21 protein-coding genes and 2 tRNA genes are annotated in these 18627 nt (G+C 67.3%); 14 read left to right on the forward strand and 9 right to left on the reverse strand.

Annotated elements, in window-relative coordinates; genetic code table 11:
* Positions 1 to 5: 5 nt before the first annotated feature.
* The 4 genes from D6860_RS01320 (at position 6) to gspD (ending at position 4479) form a co-directional block, all read left to right on the forward strand.
* Positions 6 to 1091: a PilN domain-containing protein gene (locus D6860_RS01320; protein ID WP_076624508.1), complete on the forward strand. Its 1086-nt coding sequence runs from the start codon at positions 6 to 8 to the stop codon at positions 1089 to 1091.
* Positions 1088 to 1669 (forward strand): type II secretion system protein GspM, encoded by a 582-nt coding sequence (gspM, locus tag D6860_RS01325; RefSeq protein WP_076624507.1) that lies wholly within the window; start codon positions 1088 to 1090, stop codon positions 1667 to 1669. Before D6860_RS01320 ends, gspM begins: the two co-directional genes overlap by 4 nt.
* Positions 1666 to 2175, forward strand: a complete 510-nt coding sequence (locus D6860_RS01330) for a hypothetical protein (RefSeq protein WP_076624506.1) — start codon at positions 1666 to 1668, stop codon at positions 2173 to 2175. The genes gspM and D6860_RS01330 overlap by 4 nt, the downstream gene beginning before the upstream one ends.
* 219 nt (positions 2176 to 2394) lie before the next feature.
* On the forward strand, positions 2395 to 4479 hold the full coding sequence (gene gspD / locus D6860_RS01335; protein ID WP_076624505.1) for a type II secretion system secretin GspD: 2085 nt from the start codon (positions 2395 to 2397) through the stop codon (positions 4477 to 4479).
* A gap of 3 nt (positions 4480 to 4482) precedes the next feature.
* Here gspD and D6860_RS01340 read toward each other — a convergent pair whose 3' ends face one another.
* On the reverse strand, positions 4483 to 5232 hold the full coding sequence (locus tag D6860_RS01340; protein ID WP_206512187.1) for a prepilin peptidase: 750 nt from the start codon (positions 5230 to 5232) through the stop codon (positions 4483 to 4485).
* Between the two features lie 62 nt (positions 5233 to 5294).
* Between D6860_RS01340 and D6860_RS01345 the strand changes: the two genes are divergently transcribed.
* Positions 5295 to 6194 (forward strand): type II secretion system minor pseudopilin, encoded by a 900-nt coding sequence (locus tag D6860_RS01345; RefSeq protein WP_076624504.1) that lies wholly within the window; start codon positions 5295 to 5297, stop codon positions 6192 to 6194.
* A 252-nt stretch (positions 6195 to 6446) separates the two neighbouring features.
* Here D6860_RS01345 and D6860_RS01350 read toward each other — a convergent pair.
* Positions 6447 to 6536: transfer RNA gene (locus tag D6860_RS01350), tRNA-Ser, on the reverse strand.
* Positions 6537 to 6915: 379 nt separating this feature from the next.
* Between D6860_RS01350 and surE the strand changes: the two genes are divergently transcribed.
* The 3 genes from surE (at position 6916) to D6860_RS01365 (ending at position 9625) form a co-directional block, all read left to right on the forward strand.
* Positions 6916 to 7701, forward strand: coding sequence for a 5'/3'-nucleotidase SurE (gene surE / locus D6860_RS01355; protein WP_076624503.1), 786 nt, complete (start codon positions 6916 to 6918; stop codon positions 7699 to 7701).
* A complete protein-coding gene (locus D6860_RS01360; protein ID WP_076624502.1) occupies positions 7698 to 8342 on the forward strand; it encodes a protein-L-isoaspartate(D-aspartate) O-methyltransferase in 645 nt (214 codons plus the stop codon). Before surE ends, D6860_RS01360 begins: the two co-directional genes overlap by 4 nt.
* A gap of 68 nt (positions 8343 to 8410) precedes the next feature.
* Positions 8411 to 9625 (forward strand): peptidoglycan DD-metalloendopeptidase family protein, encoded by a 1215-nt coding sequence (locus tag D6860_RS01365; protein ID WP_076624501.1) that lies wholly within the window; start codon positions 8411 to 8413, stop codon positions 9623 to 9625.
* 260 nt (positions 9626 to 9885) lie between these two features.
* Here D6860_RS01365 and D6860_RS01370 read toward each other — a convergent pair whose 3' ends face one another.
* The 4 genes from D6860_RS01370 to D6860_RS01385 are packed head-to-tail and all read right to left on the reverse strand — an operon-like array spanning position 9886 to position 12445.
* Complete coding sequence (locus tag D6860_RS01370; RefSeq protein ID WP_093411950.1) at positions 9886 to 10692, reverse strand: ATP-binding protein; 807 nt, start codon at positions 10690 to 10692, stop codon at positions 9886 to 9888.
* Positions 10693 to 10733: 41 nt separating this feature from the next.
* The gene (locus D6860_RS01375) at positions 10734 to 11726 is read right to left on the reverse strand and encodes a twin-arginine translocase subunit TatC (RefSeq protein ID WP_076624499.1); all 993 of its coding nucleotides are present in this window, start codon (positions 11724 to 11726) and stop codon (positions 10734 to 10736) included.
* Positions 11723 to 12220 (reverse strand): Sec-independent protein translocase protein TatB, encoded by a 498-nt coding sequence (gene tatB, locus D6860_RS01380; protein ID WP_076624498.1) that lies wholly within the window; start codon positions 12218 to 12220, stop codon positions 11723 to 11725. Before tatB ends, D6860_RS01375 begins: the two co-directional genes overlap by 4 nt.
* A 6-nt stretch (positions 12221 to 12226) precedes the next feature.
* Positions 12227 to 12445: a twin-arginine translocase TatA/TatE family subunit gene (locus tag D6860_RS01385; protein ID WP_076624497.1), complete on the reverse strand. Its 219-nt coding sequence runs from the start codon at positions 12443 to 12445 to the stop codon at positions 12227 to 12229.
* 198 nt (positions 12446 to 12643) lie between these two features.
* On the opposite strand from D6860_RS01385, the gene D6860_RS01390 reads away from it, so the two are divergent.
* On the forward strand, positions 12644 to 13318 hold the full coding sequence (locus D6860_RS01390; protein ID WP_017468197.1) for a helix-turn-helix transcriptional regulator: 675 nt from the start codon (positions 12644 to 12646) through the stop codon (positions 13316 to 13318).
* Positions 13319 to 13518: 200 nt separating this feature from the next.
* Here the strand turns inward: D6860_RS01390 and D6860_RS01395 are convergent, their stop codons facing one another.
* Together D6860_RS01395 and D6860_RS01400 are read right to left on the reverse strand one after the other, a co-directional pair.
* Positions 13519 to 14091: a YceI family protein gene (locus tag D6860_RS01395; protein WP_076624496.1), complete on the reverse strand. Its 573-nt coding sequence runs from the start codon at positions 14089 to 14091 to the stop codon at positions 13519 to 13521.
* A gap of 127 nt (positions 14092 to 14218) precedes the next feature.
* On the reverse strand, positions 14219 to 14479 hold the full coding sequence (locus D6860_RS01400) for a hypothetical protein (RefSeq protein ID WP_128549209.1): 261 nt from the start codon (positions 14477 to 14479) through the stop codon (positions 14219 to 14221).
* Positions 14480 to 14739: 260 nt separating this feature from the next.
* On the opposite strand from D6860_RS01400, the gene rpsF reads away from it, so the two are divergent.
* From rpsF to D6860_RS01420, 4 genes are all read left to right on the forward strand, one after another.
* Positions 14740 to 15093: a 30S ribosomal protein S6 gene (rpsF, locus tag D6860_RS01405; RefSeq protein ID WP_017467745.1), complete on the forward strand. Its 354-nt coding sequence runs from the start codon at positions 14740 to 14742 to the stop codon at positions 15091 to 15093.
* Between the two features lie 25 nt (positions 15094 to 15118).
* Positions 15119 to 15346, forward strand: coding sequence for a 30S ribosomal protein S18 (gene rpsR, locus D6860_RS01410; protein WP_017467744.1), 228 nt, complete (start codon positions 15119 to 15121; stop codon positions 15344 to 15346).
* A gap of 13 nt (positions 15347 to 15359) precedes the next feature.
* Complete coding sequence (rplI, locus tag D6860_RS01415; RefSeq protein ID WP_017467743.1) at positions 15360 to 15980, forward strand: 50S ribosomal protein L9; 621 nt, start codon at positions 15360 to 15362, stop codon at positions 15978 to 15980.
* Positions 15981 to 16237: 257 nt separating this feature from the next.
* Positions 16238 to 16603, forward strand: coding sequence for a helix-turn-helix domain-containing protein (locus D6860_RS01420; RefSeq protein WP_017467742.1), 366 nt, complete (start codon positions 16238 to 16240; stop codon positions 16601 to 16603).
* Positions 16604 to 16698: 95 nt separating this feature from the next.
* On the opposite strand, the gene tig is transcribed toward D6860_RS01420, so the two are convergent.
* A complete protein-coding gene (gene tig, locus D6860_RS01425) occupies positions 16699 to 18030 on the reverse strand; it encodes a trigger factor (RefSeq protein WP_076624494.1) in 1332 nt (443 codons plus the stop codon).
* A 197-nt stretch (positions 18031 to 18227) separates the two neighbouring features.
* Here tig and D6860_RS01430 point away from each other — a divergent pair.
* Positions 18228 to 18301: transfer RNA gene (locus D6860_RS01430), tRNA-Gly, on the forward strand.
* The last annotated feature ends 326 nt before the right edge of the window (positions 18302 to 18627 follow it).

An 18627-nucleotide genomic window follows, 5' to 3' on the forward strand; every position in this document is an offset into this window, starting at 1 on the left:
ACGAGATGTCGACCCTTCAGACCATCGGCCAGGGCTTCCTGTCGTGGTGGGGCCGCGAGTTGCGCGGCTGCCTCCCGACGCGCGTCGCGACCGTGCTGTTCGGAACCACGGACACGCTCGAACTGGCGCTCTCCGGCAACGACGTGGCGGTCGGCCTGCGCGGGGCCGACGGCCTGCGTCCGCTCGGCCATGTGGAATACGACCCCGAAGATCCGCGCGCCGCCACCGCGGGGCTTCGGAACCTGCTCGGCCGGCGCACCATGCGGCGGGTGACCCTGCGCCTGCCCCGTGCCCGCGCGCTGGAGACCGAGGTCGATCTGCCGGTCGAGGCCGCCGACAACCTGCACGAGGCGCTGGCCTTCGAACTCGACGCCTTCACGCCGTTTCCCGCCGGAGAGGCCGCCTTTGACTACGCCGTCACCGACAGCGATGCCGATCTCGAAAGGCTGCGGGTGCGGCTGCTGGTTGCCCGCCGAGAGGACGTGACCGAGGCCATGCAGCGCGCCCGGTCGCTGGAGCTTCGGCCCGACCGTGTCACCGGCCCCGCCGACTCGGACAGCGCGCCCGACGGGTTCAACCTGCTCGCCGAGGCCGAGCGACCGCACCCGAGCCGGATCGTGCCGCGCGCCACCGCCGCGCTGACGATGACGGCCCTCGCGCTCGCCGCCGTCACGCTGGTCATGTGGATCGACCGGCAGACCGACGAGATCGCCCGGCTGGACGCGCGCGCCACCGCGCTGCGCACCGAGGCCGGCGCGGCCAATGCCCTGCGCGACCGCGCCGAGCGGCTCGCCGCCCTCGCCACCGAAGTGGCCACGAGGAAGCAGCGCGAGCCGATGACCATTGCCGTGCTCGACGAGCTGTCCCGGGTGCTGCCCGAAACCGACTGGCTGACCGGCTGGTCGATCCGCGACGACCGGCTCGAGCTCTCTGGCTACTCCGCCGACCCCTCGGCCATGCTGCGGCGCGTCGAAGGCTCGGACCTTCTGGACGGGGCGAGGTTCACCTCGCCGCTGACCATGGACCGACAGCAGGGCAAGGAACGTTTCAGCCTGGAGGCGACAGTGGTCGCCGCGCCGGTGTCGCAATGAAACACGCCTCGCCGCTCCTGAGCCGTCTTCTCGCACTTGCCCTGCTTGCCGGGGCGATCGCCGTGCTGGCCCTCGTGATCGTCCTGCCGGTGATGGCCAAGGTCCGCGACACCCGCGATCAACTTGCCCACTCGCGCGACATGGTTCAGCGCCTGAGTTTGCGCAGCCCCGACCGGCTGGTCTACGAGGAACGGATCGCGGCGCTTGCCGACCGGATCGCGGACAGCGACCTCTACATCCGCGGCGAAACCGGCCCCCTCGCCGCTGCCGCCGTGCAGCAGCACGTGAAGGAGACCGTCGCCGGCCATGGTGGCGGCCTGCGCAGCGTGCAGAGCCTCGAAACCGTCGAGGAGGACGGGCTCACCCGCATCGGCGTGAAGGTGGTGCTGAACACCGCGCATGACGATTTCGTCGAGGTGCTCCACGCGCTCGAGACCGGCAAGCCCTATCTCTTCGTGGACCGGCTCGACATCTCGACCGCCGCCGGCGGACGGGCGGCGGCGCGCGACGGCGCCGAGCTGGCGCTCGCGGTCGAGCTCGAGGTCCACGGCTACCTGTCGCCGGAGGTGTCGCCATGATGATCGCGCTGCGCAGTCTCGTGCCCTTGGTGCTGGCGTTGCTTGCGACCGGCGCCGCCGGCTGGACCCTTCACCGCGAGATGACCCGCGTGCCGCAGGAATGGCAGGCCGTGGTCCGCAGGCAGGCCGCCGAGGATGCCGACCGGCTTGCCGCCCTGCCCGCGCAGCCCCTGCCGCCGCTCGCCCGGTTCACCGCGGTGCGCGACAAGCCGCTGTTCTCGCCGCTGCGCCGCCCGCCCGGCGCCACCGTCGAAGAGGTCGCCGCGCCGGAGGACTCGCCCCGCAGCGCACCGGCCCCGACGCGTCCGCTGCGCGCCACCCTGCGTGGCATCGTGGGCGTGGGCGAGGCGCGCAAGGCGATCCTGCAGGCAGGTCCCGGCGGCCCGGTCTACATCGCTCCCGGCGAGGAGTTGGACGGCTGGACGCTGATGGAAATCCATCCGAACGCGGTCGACTTCGCGCGCGACGGCCGGAGGACGACGCTCACGCTCTCATACAAGCCGTGAACAAGGTGCATCTGAAATCCATCATAAGATGTAATTCGAAAATTCGCCGGCCGTGGCGTTGACTTCCGCGAGAATGGACAGGTGCCCCACGGTCATGTTACCGTTCTTGAATAGGTCCGACGTGCCGGAGAGCGCGCGGCACCGAGAGGCAGTCGAGTAGAACACATGCACATCAGCCAAGCGTGGGCGGTATTTGCGCGCAGGTCGCTGCGTACCGCGATGATCTGGAGTCTCGCGGGGGTGGCCCTCATCGGCTGCTCCGAGGTCCAGGAGAAATACGGCTTCCGGACCCTGGGTGTGCCGCGACCTGTCTCCGTGTCGGAGCCGGACAACCCGCAGGCCGGGCTGCGCTCGGTCGGGTTCGCCCGCATGGGCGCGCAGGGCCGCGACGCGCTCACCCGCGATGTCTACGACTACGGCGGCGGCAGCCGGACCTGGGGCGGCGGGCCGATGCTGCGGGTCGACACCGACGCCGCCGGCCGCAACATGACGCTGAACTTCGTCGAAGCCAGCATCCGCGAGGTCGTCGACGCAGTGCTCGGAGAGACGCTCGAGGTGCCCTATGTCTTCGACGAGCGCGTCAGCGGCACCGTGACCGCCCGCACCACCGATGCGATCCCGCGTGCGACCGTGATCCCGATGCTCGAGAACATTCTCGCGCTGCACGGCGCCGCCATGATCGAGGACCAGGGCGTCTACCACATCGTGCCGCGCGATGCGGTCAGGAATCTGCCCAAGACCGTGGTCACGCCGGGCAGCCACCCGATCGGACGCGGCGCGGGGGTTTATGTCATCCCGCTGTCGCATGCCTCGGCTGCCTCGGTCTCGGAGGTGGTCACCGGCCAGGTCGGCGAAGGCAGCCAGCTTGCCGTCGACACCACCCGCAACATCATGATCTTCACCGGTCCCGAAACCGAGGCGCGGGCGATCATGGAGCTTGCCTCGGTGCTCGATGTGGACGTGCTCGCGGACAAGTCCTTTGCCCTCTTCCCGGTGCAGCGCGCCAGTGCCGAGAGCATCGTGGGCGAGCTTCAGACCATGTTCGAAAGCGAAGGAGAGGCCGTGCGCTTCCTGCCCGTCAACCGGCTGAACGCGGTGCTGGTGGTCTCGCGGCAGCGGTCGACGCTGGCCCGTGTCGGGCGCTGGGTCGACCGGCTCGACAAGGCCGACACCCGCGCCGGGATGCAGACCTTCGTCTATTACGCCAAGAACAGCCGCGCGGTCGAGCTGGCCTCGGTGCTGTCGCAGGCCTTCGGCGCGACCACCGTCAGCAGTGCCGGCGCCGACGCAGGCCGCGTGGCCCCGGGACTGGAGCCTGCGTTGCTGCAGACCTCGGCAAGTGTCGAGGGCAACGAGGCGGCCACCGCCGAAATCGTCGCCGAAGCGGCCCCCGCGCTCGCCGCGGCAGAGGCGCGCGGGTCGGGCGGCACCTCGACCTCGGGCATCCGCGTCGTGGCCGACGACCGCCACAACGCGCTGGTCATCATGGCCACCTCCGAGCAGATCCGGCTGGTGCGCGACGTGCTCGACCGGATCGACGTGATGCCGCTGCAGGTTCTGATCGAGGCGACCATCGCCGAGGTCACGCTGAACGACGACCTGAAATACGGGGTCCAGTGGGCGCTGTCGCAGGGCAACTACAACATCAACTGGGCCAACACCGCGACCGGCGCCATCGGCGCGGCCTATCCCGGTTCGAACCTCAGCTACCGCAACCCCGACGCGCAGGCGGTGCTGAGCGCCCTGTCGGAGATCACCGAGGTGCAGGTGGTCTCGTCGCCGCAGCTGATGGTGCTCGACAACCAGTCGGCACGGCTGCAGATCGGTGACCAGGTGCCGGTGCTGACCCAGAGCGCGACCTCGACCAACAACGCCGACGCGGTGGTTGTGAACTCGGTTCAATACGTCGACACCGGCGTGATCTTCGAGGTCACCCCGCGCGTCAACGCCAGCGGGCTCGTCACGCTCGACATCCTTCAGGAAGTCAGCGACCCGTCGGGCACCTCGGCCTCGACGATCCAGTCGCCGACCATCCAGCAGCGCCGCATCCAGAGCACCGTCGCGGTGCAGAGCGGCGCCACGGTGGGGCTCGGCGGGTTGATCCGAGACCGGTCCTCGCGCGGGGAAAGTGGCGTGCCGGTGCTCAAGGACGTGCCGGGGCTCGGCAACCTGTTCAAGACCAACTCGCGCAGCGGCGACCGGACCGAGCTTCTGGTGCTCATCACGCCGCGGGTGATCCGCAATCCCGCGCAGGCCTGGGAAGTGGCACAGGAGTTGCGGCAGCGCGTGCGGTTGCTGCGCTGAGCGTCACGACAGCCCCAGCGGTCCGTAGAGCCAGGTGAGCCAGAGACCGGCGGCAAGGAACGGCCCAAAGCCCAACGGCTCGTGCGGCGCCCTGCCCCGTCCGACGGCCACGGCGGCAATCGCCCAGAGCAGCCCGCCCACGGCCCCGATCAGCAGCACCGAGGCAAGCCCCTGCCAGCCGACCCAGGCGCCGGCGGCAGCAAAGAGCTTGGCATCGCCGAGCCCCAGCCCCTCGCGACCGCGCAGCCGCCGGTAGAGCGTCGCTACCAGCCAGAGGACGAGGAAGCCCGCGACCGCGCCGACAAGGTGATCCGCAAGCTGCATCTGCGGCGTGAAAGCGGCAAGCACCAGCCCCGCGAGCATCAGCGGCAGTGTCAGGACATCGGGCAGGATCAGGTGGCGGAGGTCGATCTCGGCGAGCGCCAGAAGCACCCATCCCAGGCCCGCCGTGGCAGCGGCAAGCGGCCACGGCACGACGACCAGCGCCCATGCCGCCACGAGCGAGGCGGCAAGCTCGATCATCGGGTAGAAGAGCGACAACCGCGCCCCGCAATGGCGGCACCGCCGTCGCGACAGCAGCCAGCTCACCACCGGCAGCAGCTCCAGCGGCCCCAGCGCGTGTCCGCAGGCATCGCAGTGCGACCGTCCCATCACCACCGGCCGGCCCACGGGCAGACGCTCGACAAGCACGCCGAGGAAGCTGCCCACGAAGGGAGCTGCGACAAGCAGGAAGATTGAGCCGCCCATGTCCATGGAGTATCCTCGGGTCGCACACCGGGCAAGAGACCTGCCCGGTCCATCGGGCATCGAGGATCATGGCCGGGACAGACCACAGGCACCGCTTCTGGCGCCCGACGCGCGCGGGCCAGCGCGGGCTTGCGCTTGTCATGGTGCTCTGGACCGCGGTGATCCTCGCGCTGGTCGCGGGCAGCGTCACGCGTCTTTCACGCGGCGACCTGCAGCTGGTTCGCAACGTCACCGACGCGACTCATGCCGAGCTTGCGGCCGACGCAGGGCTTCGCCGCGCGCTCTACGAAATCGCCGCCGCGCCCGGAACGTGGCGCACCGACGGCGGGATCTACGGCTGGCGCTTCGGAGACGCCGAGTTGCGCGTCGAGGTCTCGGACGAGCTTGGACGCATCGATATCAACCAGGCATCGGAGGCGTTGCTCGCAGGCCTCTTCGACGCCGCCGGCGCGGCCGACCCCGAGCGTATTGCCGCCGCCACGACCGCCTACCGCGAGGCGCGCCGGACCGAGGCCGCCCGCGTCGGCGGCACGGGGCTGCGTCCGGCCTCCGCTTTTTCCGGCGTGGGCGACCTCGGCAACGTGCCGGGCATCGCGCCCGAGCTTCTGGAGCAGATCGCACCGGTGGTTACGGTCTACACCGGACGCGCGAGACCCGTGCTCGCATCGGCGCCACCGCTGGTCCGCCTTGCGATGGATGCCACCGCCTCCACCCTGCAGACACCATTTTCCGCTCCCGGCAGAGCCATGTCGCAACTGACCGAAACGCCTGCGCTGCTCGTGACGCCCCCCGGCGCCCCGGTGCGCGGCTCGGGTCTCTACCGCATCCACGCCGAGGCGCTTGCGTCCGGCGGCGCGCATTTCACCCGTGAGGCCGTGGTCGCCCTGAAGAGCCGCGCAGCCCCCGTTCCCTTCGAAGTAAGGCTCTGGCGCCCCGGCCCCCGCCGGCTGTTCGACTTGCCCAAGTAAGACGTGCCAACCCGGGGCGTCCAGTCTTGGCAGGCAGAGCTCCCGCGAGCCGGCCCACTGCAGACGAGACGACGAAGCTGTAACCGAGCGTCGGATGCCAACAACATGAAAGCGCCTCAACGTGGCTGGACGCGTTTCGGCGCAAGGTCCGCCCGGTTTCGCGCGCAGAGCCGATCCATGATCGATCAATTCCGAACCACCACGGCACACCGTAAAACGGTCCGGACCTCAGGCCAACGTTAGCGAGGAAAATGGCGGAGACGAAGGGATTCGAACCCTCGAGACCCTTCCGGGCCTACTCCCTTAGCAGGGGAGCGCCTTCGACCACTCGGCCACGTCTCCGCCGGCGTGTCTATGCGGTCAGCCGGAGAGTGACAAGCACTTTTCTTCAGGAATTTTCGACGCCGTGCAGGGCGGTCGGATGCACCGCTCTCGAGGGGTGTGAAGATGCGCGCTCAGGCGCTGGAGCGAAGCGCCCCCAGGGTCTCGTGGTCTTCCGCCGGCCGCAGCCTCGGGCCCCGCACGAACCGGTCGCCCCGACCGGCTGCGGCCACGCGGCCGTCGGGCGCGGGCCTCCCCCGAAAAGTTGAGCTCCGAAGCCCGCCGGGACCGGCCCGACACGGCAAGCGTTGCCCGAAGGCACCGGCTCGGCGGCAAGCGGGTAGCCCGGCTTGCCCCCCTGCACCACTTTGCCTATGCAGAGCCAAACACGGGGGTCTTCATGCGCATTCTCATCACCAACGACGACGGGATCAACGCGCCCGGGCTCGCCGTTCTGGAGACCATCGCCGCAGAGATCGCCGGCCCGGATGGCGAGGTCTGGACCGTCGCCCCCGCCTTCGAGCAGTCAGGGGTCGCGCATTGCATCAGCTACACCCACCCGATGATGATCGTCGAGATGGGCCCCCGCCGCTGGGCGGCCGAGGGCAGCCCCGCCGATTGCGTGCTCGCGGGCGTGCATGACGTGATGAAGGACGCGCGCCCGGACCTCGTGCTGTCGGGTGTGAACCGCGGAAACAACTCGGCCGAGAACGTGCTCTACTCGGGCACGCTCGGCGGCGCGCTCGAGGGCTCGCTGCAGGGTCTGCCGGCGATCGCGCTGTCGCAGTATCTCGGACCCGCCACGCGCGATCTCGAGAACCCCTTCGAGGCCGCCGCCACGCATGGCGCGGCGGTCATCCGGCAGATTCTCGCCGCGCCCGCCGCGCAGGTTCAGGACTACCCGATGTTCTGGAACGTGAACTTCCCGCCCTGCAGCGCCGATGCCGTGAAGGGCGTGCGCCTCACCAGGCAGGGCAAGCGGCACGGCACATCGTTCTCGACCGAGCCGCACCTGTCGCCCTCGGGGCGCCGCTTCCTGTGGATCCGGGGCGGCGACCAGCGGGCCGCGGCGACGCCCGACAGCGATGCCGACGCCAACCTCGGGGGCTATGTCTCGGTCACACCGATGCGGGCGGATTTCACTGCGCATGACGCCTTCGACGGGCTGAAGGACGCCTTCGCATGAGTTTCGACGCCGAGGCCAAGATGCAGTTCGTCTTCGCGCTGCGCTCGCAGGGGGTGACCGAGCAAAGCGTGCTGCAGGCGATGGAAAAGATCGACCGGGGTGCCTTTGTCACCGGCTATTTCACCGAGCGCGCCTACGAGGACATGCCGCTGCCGATCCCCTGCGGCCAGACCATTTCGCAGCCGTCGGTCGTCGGGCTGATGACCCAGGCGCTGCAACTGTCGGGGCGCGAGAAGGTGCTCGAGGTCGGCACGGGCTCCGGCTACCAGGCGGCGATCCTCAGCCAGCTCGCGCGCAGGGTCTACACGGTCGACCGGCATCGGCGGCTCGTGGCCGAGGCGCGGCGGGTGTTCGACACGCTCGACCTCTCCAACATCACCGCCTTTACCGCCGACGGCAGCTTCGGACTGCCGGACCAGGCGCCGTTCGACCGCATTCTCGTCACGGCAGCCGCCGAAGATCCGCCCGGCCCGCTCTTGGCCCAGCTGCGCATCGGCGGTATCATGGTCCTGCCGGTGGGGCAGTCCGACGCCGTCCAGCGCCTGATCCGCGTAACGCGGACCGAACAGGGCTACGACTACGACGAGCTGCGCCCCGTGCGCTTCGTACCGCTGGTTGAGGGGCTGGCCAAGGACAGCTGACCTCTCCGGCGTTTTGACATGACTAGACGTGACGCCCCGGGACAAGGGGCGCATCCGAGGACATCGAGATGGACAGCATTTTTCGCCCCCTTCCCCTTCGTCTCGGCGCCCCCCTGGCGTTGGTCGCAGCTCTCGGTGCCTGCTCGGGGCCGATCGACTATGACATGCGCGGCCGCATGGGCGGCCCGGTCGACACCAGCGAGGCCGCGCTCTCGGCGATGGGGGACCGGCCGCAGCCCGACAATCGCGGCGTGATCTCCTATCCGAACTACCAGGTTGCCGTGGCCCGTCGTAACGACACGATCAGCGACGTCGCCGGCCGCGTCGGCCTGCCGGCGGGCGAGCTGGCGCGCTACAACGGCGTGCAGCCCTCCGACACGCTGCGCGACGGCGAGATCGTCGCCCTGCCCCGCCGGGTGTCCGAGCCGTCGCCCGCGACGGGCGCCACGACCACCGGTCCGATCCGGCCCGCCGCCGACGTCGACATCACCACGCTCGCAAGCAATGCCATCGACAGCGCACCGGCGACGCAGACGCAGCGGTCGAACCAGCCCGCCGCGCAGGCCGGGGTCGAACCGGTCCGCCACAAGGTGGCCCGGGGCGAGACCGCCTATACCATCGCGCGGCTCTACAACGTCACCCCGCGTTCGCTGGCCGAATGGAACGGCCTCGACAGCGGCTACACCCTGCGCGAGGGCCAGTATCTCCTGATCCCGGTGGTCGAGCAGACCGCCAGCGCGCCGCGCAGCACCCCGGAACCGACGACGGCCCCCGGCGCGGGCTCGCCGACGCCGCAACCGCCCTCGGCCTCGCAGCCGCTGCCCAGCAACCAGCCCTCGGTCGCCGAAACTGCGGCAAAGGCCGAGCAGGAGGTCGCGGCAAAACCCGTTGCCGAAATCGGTCAGGAGGAGGCCGCTCAGGAAAGCAGCGCCAACGCGTCGATGTCGATGCCGGTAAGCGGCAGCATCATCCGCGAGTACAGCAAGGGCAGGAACGACGGCATCGACATCTCGGCGCCGGCAGGCACCGCGGTGAAGGCGGCGGCCAGCGGCAAGGTCGCGGCGATCACCACCAACACCGAGAACGTGCAGATCGTGGTCATCCGCCACCCTGACGACGTGCTGTCGATCTACACCCACGTCGACAACCTGAGCGTGCAGAAGGGCGACGCGGTCAGCCGCGGCCAGAGCATCGGCAAGGTCCGCGCGGGCGACCCGAGCTTCCTGCACTTCGAGGTCCGCAAGGGCTTCGACAGCGTCGATCCGATGACATTCCTGCGGTGATCGCAGAACGCCGTCGGGCGGCTCCGGGTCAAGGAGCGTGCCCGACAGGCGCGACCGCCGGAGGCGGCGCCGCAAGGCGTCCTTGAGGCGGAGCGGCCCGCCCCCACACTCGAAAAGGCGCCTCGAGGGCAGACCTGCCCCTCAGGCGCCTCTTTGCAGTTTTCAAACCAGATTGGACAAGCCGACCCTCTCCATGCCGGGACGCGCGCGCCTCCGGGTGCGGGGTCGGGTGGGCGGGAGCGCCCGGAGGCGCGCGCCTCTCAGCCCGCCAGGCCCAGCGAGACGCCCTTGCGACCAGCGAGATCGGTGAAGAACTGCCAGGCCACCCGGCCCGAGCGCGCCCCACGCGTCGCCTGCCACTCGATCGCCTCGGCCCGCAACTCGTCCTCGGCGACCGCGACGCCGTAGGCGGCGCAATAGCCCCGGATCATGTCGAGATACTCGTCCTGCGAACAGGGGTGGAACCCCAGCCACAGGCCGAAGCGGTCCGAAAGCGAGACCTTTTCCTCGGTCGATTCCGACGGGTTGATCGCCGAGCCGCGCTCGTTCTCGATCATGTCCCGCGGCATCAGGTGCCGCCGGTTCGAGGTGGCGTAGAACAGCACGTTGTCCGGCCGGCCCTCGATGCCGCCATCGAGCACCGCCTTGAGGCTCTTGTAATGCTGGTCGTCATGGCTGAACGACAGGTCGTCGCAGAACAGCACGAAGCGTTTGTCCGAGCGCCTCAGCAGGTTCAGCAGCCGCGACACGGAGCCAAGATCCTCGCGCTGCAGCTCGACAAGCTTCAGGTCATCGCCCTTCGCCCGGATCTCGGCGCAGACCGCCTTGACCAGGCTCGACTTGCCCATCCCCCGCGCCCCCCAGAGCAGCGCGTTGTTGGCCGGCAGGCCGCGCGCGAACTGGGCGGTGTTCTGGAACAGCGTGTCACGAGTGCGGTCGATGCCCAGCAGCAGCTCGAGCGGCACGCGGTTGACCTGCGCCACCGGCTCCAGCCGGTCCGGATCGACGTGCCAGACAAAGGCCTCGGCCGCGTCGAAGTCGGGGGCCGCGAGCGGCGCTGGAGCCATACGCTCCAGCGCCGCCGCGATACGTTTCAGGGTCGGTTTGCTCACTTGGACCGGTCCTCGTCATCTTCCGGTTCGTCGTCGTCCTCGTCGAACTCCTTGAACATCGGATCGTTCTCGGTGTCCGGCTCGTCCTCGAACCAGAGGCCCTGCTCGCGCAGCTCGGCCTCGCGCTTGCGTTCGACCATGCGCACCAGGAAGATCGACACCTCGTAGAGCCCGTAGACCACCACGAAGAGAATGCCCTGCGTGGTCACGTCCGGCGGCGTCACCAGCGCAGCGAGCACCAGGATCGCCACCACGGCGTACTTGCGCACCGATCCGAGCCCCTCGGCCGAGACCAGCCCGGCCTTGCCCATAAGCGTCAGCAGCACCGGCAGCTGGAAGCACAGCCCGAAGGCGATGATAAACTTCAGCGTGATGTCGAGGCTCTCGTTCACCTTGCCGAAGAAGGTGATCTTGATGCCCTCGACAGTTTCGGGAACCATCGCCGGTTCCGAGGTCGCGGGCACGCCCGACACGCCGTCGGCCACCCGGTCGGCCGCGGTCGAGACGAGGTTCGCGAAGATCGACGAGACGTCCGCGAAGCCGAGGAAGAAGGCCATCGCCAGCGGGGTCACCACGAAATGCGCGAAGCTCGCGCCCAGCAGGAACATCACCGGAGAGGCCACGAGGAAGGGCAGGAAGGCGCCCTTCTCGGACTTGTAGAGCCCCGGCGCCACGAAGCGCCAGAGCTGGTAGGAAATCACCGGGAAGGCCAGCGCGAAGCCGAACACCATCGAGATGCGGAACAGCGTGAACAGGTATTCCTGCGGGCTGGTGTATTGCATCGTCGGCGACGGGTCGCCCAAGGTGCGCAGGGTTTCCTCGATCGGTCCCAGCAGGAACTGCAGGATCGGCTCCGCCACGGTAAAGGCCAGCACGATCCCGATGATGAAGGCGATCACCGAGCGGATGAGCCGCGTTCGCAGCTCCGCAAGATGCTCGATCAGCGGCGCCGAGCTGTCCTCGATCTCGTCATGGTCTGCCTGGCTCATGCCTCACCATCTTTTTTCAGCGACTCTTCCAGTTCGGCCGCCTTGGCCGCCGATTCCTCGGCCCGCTTCGCGGCGGCCTCGGCCTCGCGCCGCTGCCGGTCCGCAGCGCTGCGTGCGGCGCTCGCCTCGATCCGGCGCTTCGCCGCTTCGCGCTCGGGATCGGGCGCCGCGGCTTCCTTCGCGCCGGGATCTTCCTTGAGCCCGGCGGTCTTCGACGGCGGCCTCGGGTCGGTCATGCCCCGCGCCGCATCCTTCACGCTGTCCATCGCCGAACCCATCGGGTTCGTCGCGCTCTTGAAGGTCTTCGCAACGTCGCGCACGCCGCTCTCGTCCGCGGCGTCGTTCATCGCGCGCGAGAATTCGCGCGCCATGCCGCGGGCCTTGCCCATGAACCGGCCGAGGTTGCGGAACAGCACCGGCAGGTCCTTGGGGCCGACGACGATCAGCGCGACGATGCCGATGACCAGAAGCTCGGACCATCCAAGATCCAGCATCCGGGCTTACACCTTGTCTTTTTCGTCTTCCGCGGGCGTCACGTCACGGGCGCCCTCGGCCTTGTCGTCCTCGAGCTCCTTGGAGCCCTCGCTCACGCCCTTCTTGAAGGCGGTGATGCCCTTGCCGACCTCACCCATGAGGTTGGAAATCTTGCCGCGGCCGAACAGAACCAGCACCACGACGGCGATCAGCAGAAGGCCGGGAAGGCCGATGTTGTTGAGCATGTTGTCTTCTCCTCTCGCGGGCAGCTCTGCGATGCCCTGTCCAGATCCTGTCCTGATCCCTAGGCCCTCGCGCGCGCCCCGAAAAGCGCGAAAGCCACGCGAGACCCGCGCAAGACCCGCTTTCCCACCCGCTCTTTGACACTATTCTGTCAGGAGCGCAGACTGCGCACCGTGCCCCCTGTCACGGACCGACTCGCGATGAAGAAATCCGACCGCCTCGCCGGCCTCATGCAGCGCCTCAAGGACGGGCGCCTCCATACCGCCGAGGCGCTCGCAGACGCGTTCGGTGTCTCGGTGCGCACCATCTACCGCGACATGGACACGCTCGCCGCCTCCGGCATTCCGATCGACGGGACGCGGGGGCAAGGTTACCGCGCGCGCGAAAGCCTCACCCTGCCGCCGCTGAACCTCACCGAAACCGAGCTCGAGGTGCTCCACCTCGGCCTCGCCGCCGTCGGTGCGGGCTCGGCCGAGCTGCCCGAACTGGCCGAAGCGGCGCGCAGCCTGTCGCAGAAGATCGACGCCGTGCTGCCCGAGGACGGCGCCGCCCCCGGCGCCTTCGGTTTCGCCAGCTACCCGTTCGAGGGCGCGGCGCAGGGCTTTCGCCACATGCCCGCGGTGCGCGCCGCCATCCGGGCCCGCCAGAAGCTGCGCCTCACCCTTGCTGATCGGCCGGCTCCGCAGGACATCCGGCCGCTGCACCTCGATTACTGGGGCCGGATCTGGATCTGCATCGCCTGGAACGAGACCTCGGGCGGCTTCGAGAGCCTCCGCCTCGACCGGATCGAGACGCTCACCCCCCTGCCCGGCCTCTTCGTCGATGAGCCCGGAAAGCGGCTCTCGGACTACCGCGCCACGCAGCCCGACCGCTGACCGCCGCCCGGGCCTTCTTCTGGCAGGAAATATCCCGGGGGAGTCCGCGGCACGCGGACGGGGGCAGCGCCCCCAAAGCAGCGCCCATTCAACGAAAAACCCCGGAGGCTCGAAAGCACTCCGGGGCACACGGGAAAACGGGTCAAACGATCACTCATTAAAGGCTCACCGCCGGGTCGGGCGGTTCACGGACGAGGGTCTTACTCGGCCTTCATGGCCTCGAGCGAGATCTCGACCTCGACCTCGTCGCTCACGTAGGGCGCGTAGGCGCCGACGTTGTAATCCGACCGCAGCAGGGTCGTGGTCGCGTTGAAACCGAGCCAGGGCTTGCCTTCCATCGGGTGCTCGCCGGCCTGCATCAGCGTCGTGTCGAGAACGACTTCCTTGGTCACGCCGTTGAGGGTCAGTTCGCCGGTGATCTCGGCGGTCTTCTCGCCGGTCACTTCGATCGAGGTCGAGGTGAAGGTCACCATGTCATCGTCGCTGGCACCGAAGAAATCGTCGCTCATGAAGTGCTCGAAGCGCGGCTCCCAGCCGGTGATCATCGAGTTCACCGGGAAGGACACTTCCACCGAGGACGCCGCCGGCTCTTCCGCGTCATATTCGATGGTGCCTTCGAAACCCGAGTACATGCCGTAGCCGGTCGAGTAGCCGAGGTGGTTGTAGCTGAACACGATCTGGCTGTGGCCGGAGTCGAGCGTGTAGGTCTCGGAGGCGGCTGCGGCGGCAAGCGGTGTTGCGGCGATCAGGCCGGCGAGAACGATGGATTTCATGCAAGGGCTCCGTTCGATTTGGATGCGTTGTTTCGATGATCCAAACATGGGGCATTGCCGCGTTGCCGCAATTCGCGTCAGATCCACAGACCCTGTTGAAAATCGAACAGATACCTGTGCGCGGCGTTCAGGCGTCCCGGTAAGGTCCGACCCGCCGCCCCCATCCACCGACCAGCGCGCAGATCCCGAGCGCGGACAGGAAACCGGAAAGCCCGAGCTTCATCACCACGAGCTCGCCCGCGGCAGTCGCGCCCGGTGCGAGCCACAAAGCGAGCGACGCGACCAGCAGCCCCGCCCCGAGGATCACGAGCGCGAGACGTCCCACCAAGGGAAGCGTCTCCTCGGAAATGATGGACGGGCACGGAATTTCGGTGGTTTCGGCGGTCATGGCGGCCTCCTCCTCCTCAGGTCTTGTTAAGTTCTTGTTCACCATTTTCGCGAAACCGGGCAGGATCTTGGCGCTCAGGCGAAAAATCGCGGGCAGAACGGCGAATGCACGACGCTGCACCTCGACGCTTGATCCTGTCGCTCAGAGGTGTATAGGGGCGCATCCCTCCGCGAGATACGTGAACCGCGCAGTCTCTCGTGGGCAGGAGCGGAGAGGACGCCTGCCCTATGAAATGCGCCTTTGATAGAAATGGAGCACACATGCCGCTTTACGAGCATGTCTTTATCGCGCGTCAGGACCTGTCCAACGCGCAGGCCGAGGGCCTCGTCGAACATTTCAGCACCGTGCTTTCGGACAACGGCGGCAGCGTCGTCAACTCCGAGTACTGGGGCGTCAAGACGATGGCCTACAAGATCAACAAGAACCGCAAGGGTCACTACGCCTTCCTCCGCACGGACGCACCCGCGACCGCCGTGCAGGAGATGGAGCGTCTGATGCGCCTGCACGACGACGTCATGCGCGTTCTGACCATCAAGGTTGACGAGCACGATGACGGCCCGTCGATCCAGATGCAGAAGCGTGACGAGCGCGACAACCGTCGCGGCCGCAACTGATCACCTGAGGAAGAGGACGTAACCCATGGCTGCAAAACCGTTTTTCCGCCGCCGCAAGGTCTGCCCCTTCTCGGGCGACAATGCACCCAAGATCGACTACAAGGACACCAAGCTGCTGCAGCGCTACATCTCTGAGCGCGGCAAGATCGTGCCGTCGCGCATCACCGCAGTGTCCTCCAAGAAGCAGCGTGAGCTGGCCCGTGCGATCAAGCGCGCCCGGTTCCTCGCTCTCCTGCCCTACGTCGTGAAATAAGGAGGCCCGACCCATGCAAGTTATCCTTCTGGAACGCGTGGCCAAGCTCGGCCAGATGGGCGACGTCGTCGACGTTCGTCCCGGCTATGCCCGCAACTACCTGCTGCTGCAGGGCAAGGCGCTGACCGCCTCGAAAGAGAACGTCGAGCAGTTCGAAGCCCAGAAAGCCCAGCTCGAAGCGCGCAACCTCGAGACCCGCAAGGAAGCCGAGGCGCTCGCCGAGAAGCTCGAGGGCGAGCAGTTCGTCGTGATTCGCCAGGCCTCCGACGGCGGCAACCTCTACGGCTCCGTCACCACCCGTGACGCCGCCGAGACCGCATCGGAAGCCGGCTTCTCGGTGGACCGCAAGCAGGTCATCATCCGTCAGCCCATCAAGGAGCTGGGCCTTCACGAGGTCGAGGTGCACCTGCACCCCGAGGTGATGGTCACCATCGAGCTCAACGTCGCGCGTTCGCCCGAAGAGGCCGAGCTGCAGGCGTCGGGCAAGTCGATCCAGGAACTCGCTGCCGAGGAAGAAGCCCAGGCGGAATTCGAGATCTCCGAGCTCTTCGACGACATCGGTGGCGCAACCTCCGAAGATTCCGACCTTGTCGAGACCCCCGAGGGTCAGGCCGAGGAAGAGCGCGAAAGCTGAGCCCTCGCTCACATCGCCAGAAACAAGAGAACCGCGCCGGTCTTCGGCGCGGTTTTTTTGTACCTCGTGAGCGCGTCTCGCATCGACGTGCCCACGACCTGCCGTGACGGGATTCAGCCCTGCTGCGCAGATTTATACTTTTCCTAAAGCCGGTTCGATCTAAGTTAGGCTCATTGACCAAAAAATTTTCACAACCTTCTGTTTTTGCTGACCATTCCGCCGTGATTAGATAAAGACGATAGTAATGAGGACGACGAATGACTTCGGAAGAACGCATCTCCAGAAAGATGCGCACACTCCGCCACGAGATGGGACTAACCCAGGCGGACCTGGCCAAACGGGTCGGGGCACATCCCCAGCAGATCTATCGATATGAAACCGGAACCGGTCGCGTTCCTGCGGCGCATCTCGCCGCCATCGCGCAGGTGTTCTCGGTTCCGATGGAGACATTCTTCGACGATCCGGAGAGGCCGAAACACGCCTGCGCCGAGACGAGAGACCCGGCCCTTCAACAGGATGTCCGGACCGTTGCCGCGCTCGTGCGCGGTCTCATGCCGGACCGCCGGCGCGCAGTGATCGACCTGCTGCGGTCGATGTCCGAGGACAGCCTCAAGACCGATTGATCATCAGTCTCTCAGACACAAATAGGGCCGCCTCCGGATCAGGAGACGGCCCTTTTCTTGTCACTGGCGGCGCAACACGCGCGCCGGCCGAAGGCTTACTCGTCGTCGAGTTCCTCGACGGCGGTCTGCAGCTCTTCCTTCGAGACTTCCTTCTCGGTCACCTGCGCCTGCTCGGCGATGTGGTCGATGACCTTGTCCTCGAAGATCGGCGCGCGCAGCTGCTGCTGCATCTGCTGGTTCTGGCGCACGAAGTCGAAGAAGGCGCGCTCCTGGCCCGGATACTGGCGAGCCTGGTTCATGATCGCCTGGGTCATCTCGGCATCGGTGACCTCGACTTCAGCCTTCTGGCCGATCTCGGCGAGCAGCAGGCCAAGGCGCACGCGGCGCTCGGCGAGCTTGACGTGCTCGTCGGTCGGCTCGATCTCGCCGTGATCGTGACCGTGATCTTCCGGGTGCTCTTCGTGGTAGAGCTGGTGGGCGATCTGCTTGGCTTCCGCGTCCACGAGGCTCGGCGGCAGGTCGAAGCTCACGAGCGCGTCGAGCTTGTCGAGCATCTCGCGCTTCATCACCTGGCGCGCGGCGCCGGCATATTCGGCTTCCAGGCGCTCACGGATCTGGCCCTTCAGCGCCTCGAGATCCTCGGCACCGAACTTCTTGGCCATCTCGTCGTCGATCTCGGCGGCGACGGGCTCCTTGACGGCCTTCACGGTCACGTCGAAGACGGCTGCCTTGCCGGCGAGGTTCTCTGCGCCGTATTCCTCGGGGAAGGAAACCTCGACGGCCTTCTCGTCACCGGCCTTCACGCCGACGAGCTGCTCTTCGAAGCCCGGGATGAAGGAGTTCGAGCCCAGCACCAGCGGGTAGTCTTCGGCAGCACCGCCCTCGAAGGGCTCGCCGTCGACCTTGCCGACGAAATCGATGACGACCTGATCGCCGTCGACGGCTTCCGCGCCCTCGTCGCGGTCCTTGTAGTCCTGCGCGGTCTCGGCGAGCGAGGCGAGAGCCTCGTCGACGGCCCCATCATCGGCCTTGGCCACGAGCTTCTCGACCTCGATGGCCGACATGTCGACCTCGGGCACCTCGGGGAGCTTCTCGTAGGACATCTCGACATTGACGTCGTCGCCCTCTTTCCAGTCCTCGTTCTTCATCTCGATCTTGGGCTGGAGCGCCGGACGGTCGCCGCTGTCCTCGAAATGCTTCGACATCGCCTCGTCGACGGCTTCCTGCATGGATTCGCCGATCAGGCGCTGGCCGAACTGCTTCTTGAGCAGCGGCATCGGCACCTTGCCCTTGCGGAAGCCCTTCATCTCGATCTCGGGCTGCGCTTCCTTGAGCTTGGCGTTGACCTTCGCGTCCAGCTCCTCGGCGGTGAGGATAAGCTCGTAGGCGCGCTTGAGCCCTTCGTTCAGCGTCTCGGTGACCTGCATACCATCTTCCTTGGTTCTCTTGCGGCCGCTTTTGCAGTGCCGCCTTTCCTCTGTCGAATTTGCGGTCTTCTATGCGTCCGCGCCCTTGTGTGCAAGGCGCATTTGCCCGCCGCGGCGCGGCATCGGCGGGTCGTCTCGCGCACCGCCGAAACAACCGCTTGTCAGCCACGCGCGGCTGAAGTAATCACGGGTTCAAGGCGGGTGTAGCTCAATGGTAGAGCAGAAGCTTCCCAAGCTTACGACGAGGGTTCGATTCCCTTCACCCGCTCCAATACCCCCCACAATACTTTGTTATTCCCTCAGAGCATGTCTGATGCAGCAGTGCGCTAGCCGGGCTGGAAGTGAACCGCGCCAAATTTTCCGGAGACTCCGCCTCCCGAGTAAGGTTGAGCCTCATGAGCGAGACAACGGGCAAGTTTTCCCCCTGAGGTCCGCGAGCGCGCGGTGCGTAAAAGGCAGTGAGGGAAACGTACCGGAGCTCCGTCGCATCACAGCCCCCTCGAGCGAGGATCAAAAAGCCTCGGGCGCGGATCGTCCGGACGCCTGAGGTTACCCAGAATTGACAATCGCAACCGGTCCGAACCGGCATGCTGACTG

This window comes from Salipiger sp. D13, from assembly GCF_003703915.1.
GTDB classification, from domain to species: domain Bacteria; phylum Pseudomonadota; class Alphaproteobacteria; order Rhodobacterales; family Rhodobacteraceae; genus Salipiger; species Salipiger profundus.

Coding starts and splice junctions, on each gene's coding strand:
- D6860_RS01320 (WP_076624508.1), top strand. CDS start 6: ATGTCGACCCTTCAGACCATCGGCCAGGGCTTCCTGTCGTGGTGGGGC.
- gspM (WP_076624507.1), top strand. CDS start 1,088: ATGAAACACGCCTCGCCGCTCCTGAGCCGTCTTCTCGCACTTGCCCTG.
- D6860_RS01330 (WP_076624506.1), top strand. CDS start 1,666: ATGATGATCGCGCTGCGCAGTCTCGTGCCCTTGGTGCTGGCGTTGCTT.
- gspD (WP_076624505.1), top strand. CDS start 2,395: ATGATCTGGAGTCTCGCGGGGGTGGCCCTCATCGGCTGCTCCGAGGTC.
- D6860_RS01340 (WP_206512187.1), bottom strand. CDS start 5,232: ATGGACATGGGCGGCTCAATCTTCCTGCTTGTCGCAGCTCCCTTCGTG.
- D6860_RS01345 (WP_076624504.1), top strand. CDS start 5,295: ATGGCCGGGACAGACCACAGGCACCGCTTCTGGCGCCCGACGCGCGCG.
- surE (WP_076624503.1), top strand. CDS start 6,916: ATGCGCATTCTCATCACCAACGACGACGGGATCAACGCGCCCGGGCTC.
- D6860_RS01360 (WP_076624502.1), top strand. CDS start 7,698: ATGAGTTTCGACGCCGAGGCCAAGATGCAGTTCGTCTTCGCGCTGCGC.
- D6860_RS01365 (WP_076624501.1), top strand. CDS start 8,411: ATGGACAGCATTTTTCGCCCCCTTCCCCTTCGTCTCGGCGCCCCCCTG.
- D6860_RS01370 (WP_093411950.1), bottom strand. CDS start 10,692: ATGGCTCCAGCGCCGCTCGCGGCCCCCGACTTCGACGCGGCCGAGGCC.
- D6860_RS01375 (WP_076624499.1), bottom strand. CDS start 11,726: ATGAGCCAGGCAGACCATGACGAGATCGAGGACAGCTCGGCGCCGCTG.
- tatB (WP_076624498.1), bottom strand. CDS start 12,220: ATGCTGGATCTTGGATGGTCCGAGCTTCTGGTCATCGGCATCGTCGCG.
- D6860_RS01385 (WP_076624497.1), bottom strand. CDS start 12,445: ATGCTCAACAACATCGGCCTTCCCGGCCTTCTGCTGATCGCCGTCGTG.
- D6860_RS01390 (WP_017468197.1), top strand. CDS start 12,644: ATGAAGAAATCCGACCGCCTCGCCGGCCTCATGCAGCGCCTCAAGGAC.
- D6860_RS01395 (WP_076624496.1), bottom strand. CDS start 14,091: ATGAAATCCATCGTTCTCGCCGGCCTGATCGCCGCAACACCGCTTGCC.
- D6860_RS01400 (WP_128549209.1), bottom strand. CDS start 14,479: ATGACCGCCGAAACCACCGAAATTCCGTGCCCGTCCATCATTTCCGAG.
- rpsF (WP_017467745.1), top strand. CDS start 14,740: ATGCCGCTTTACGAGCATGTCTTTATCGCGCGTCAGGACCTGTCCAAC.
- rpsR (WP_017467744.1), top strand. CDS start 15,119: ATGGCTGCAAAACCGTTTTTCCGCCGCCGCAAGGTCTGCCCCTTCTCG.
- rplI (WP_017467743.1), top strand. CDS start 15,360: ATGCAAGTTATCCTTCTGGAACGCGTGGCCAAGCTCGGCCAGATGGGC.
- D6860_RS01420 (WP_017467742.1), top strand. CDS start 16,238: ATGACTTCGGAAGAACGCATCTCCAGAAAGATGCGCACACTCCGCCAC.
- tig (WP_076624494.1), bottom strand. CDS start 18,030: ATGCAGGTCACCGAGACGCTGAACGAAGGGCTCAAGCGCGCCTACGAG.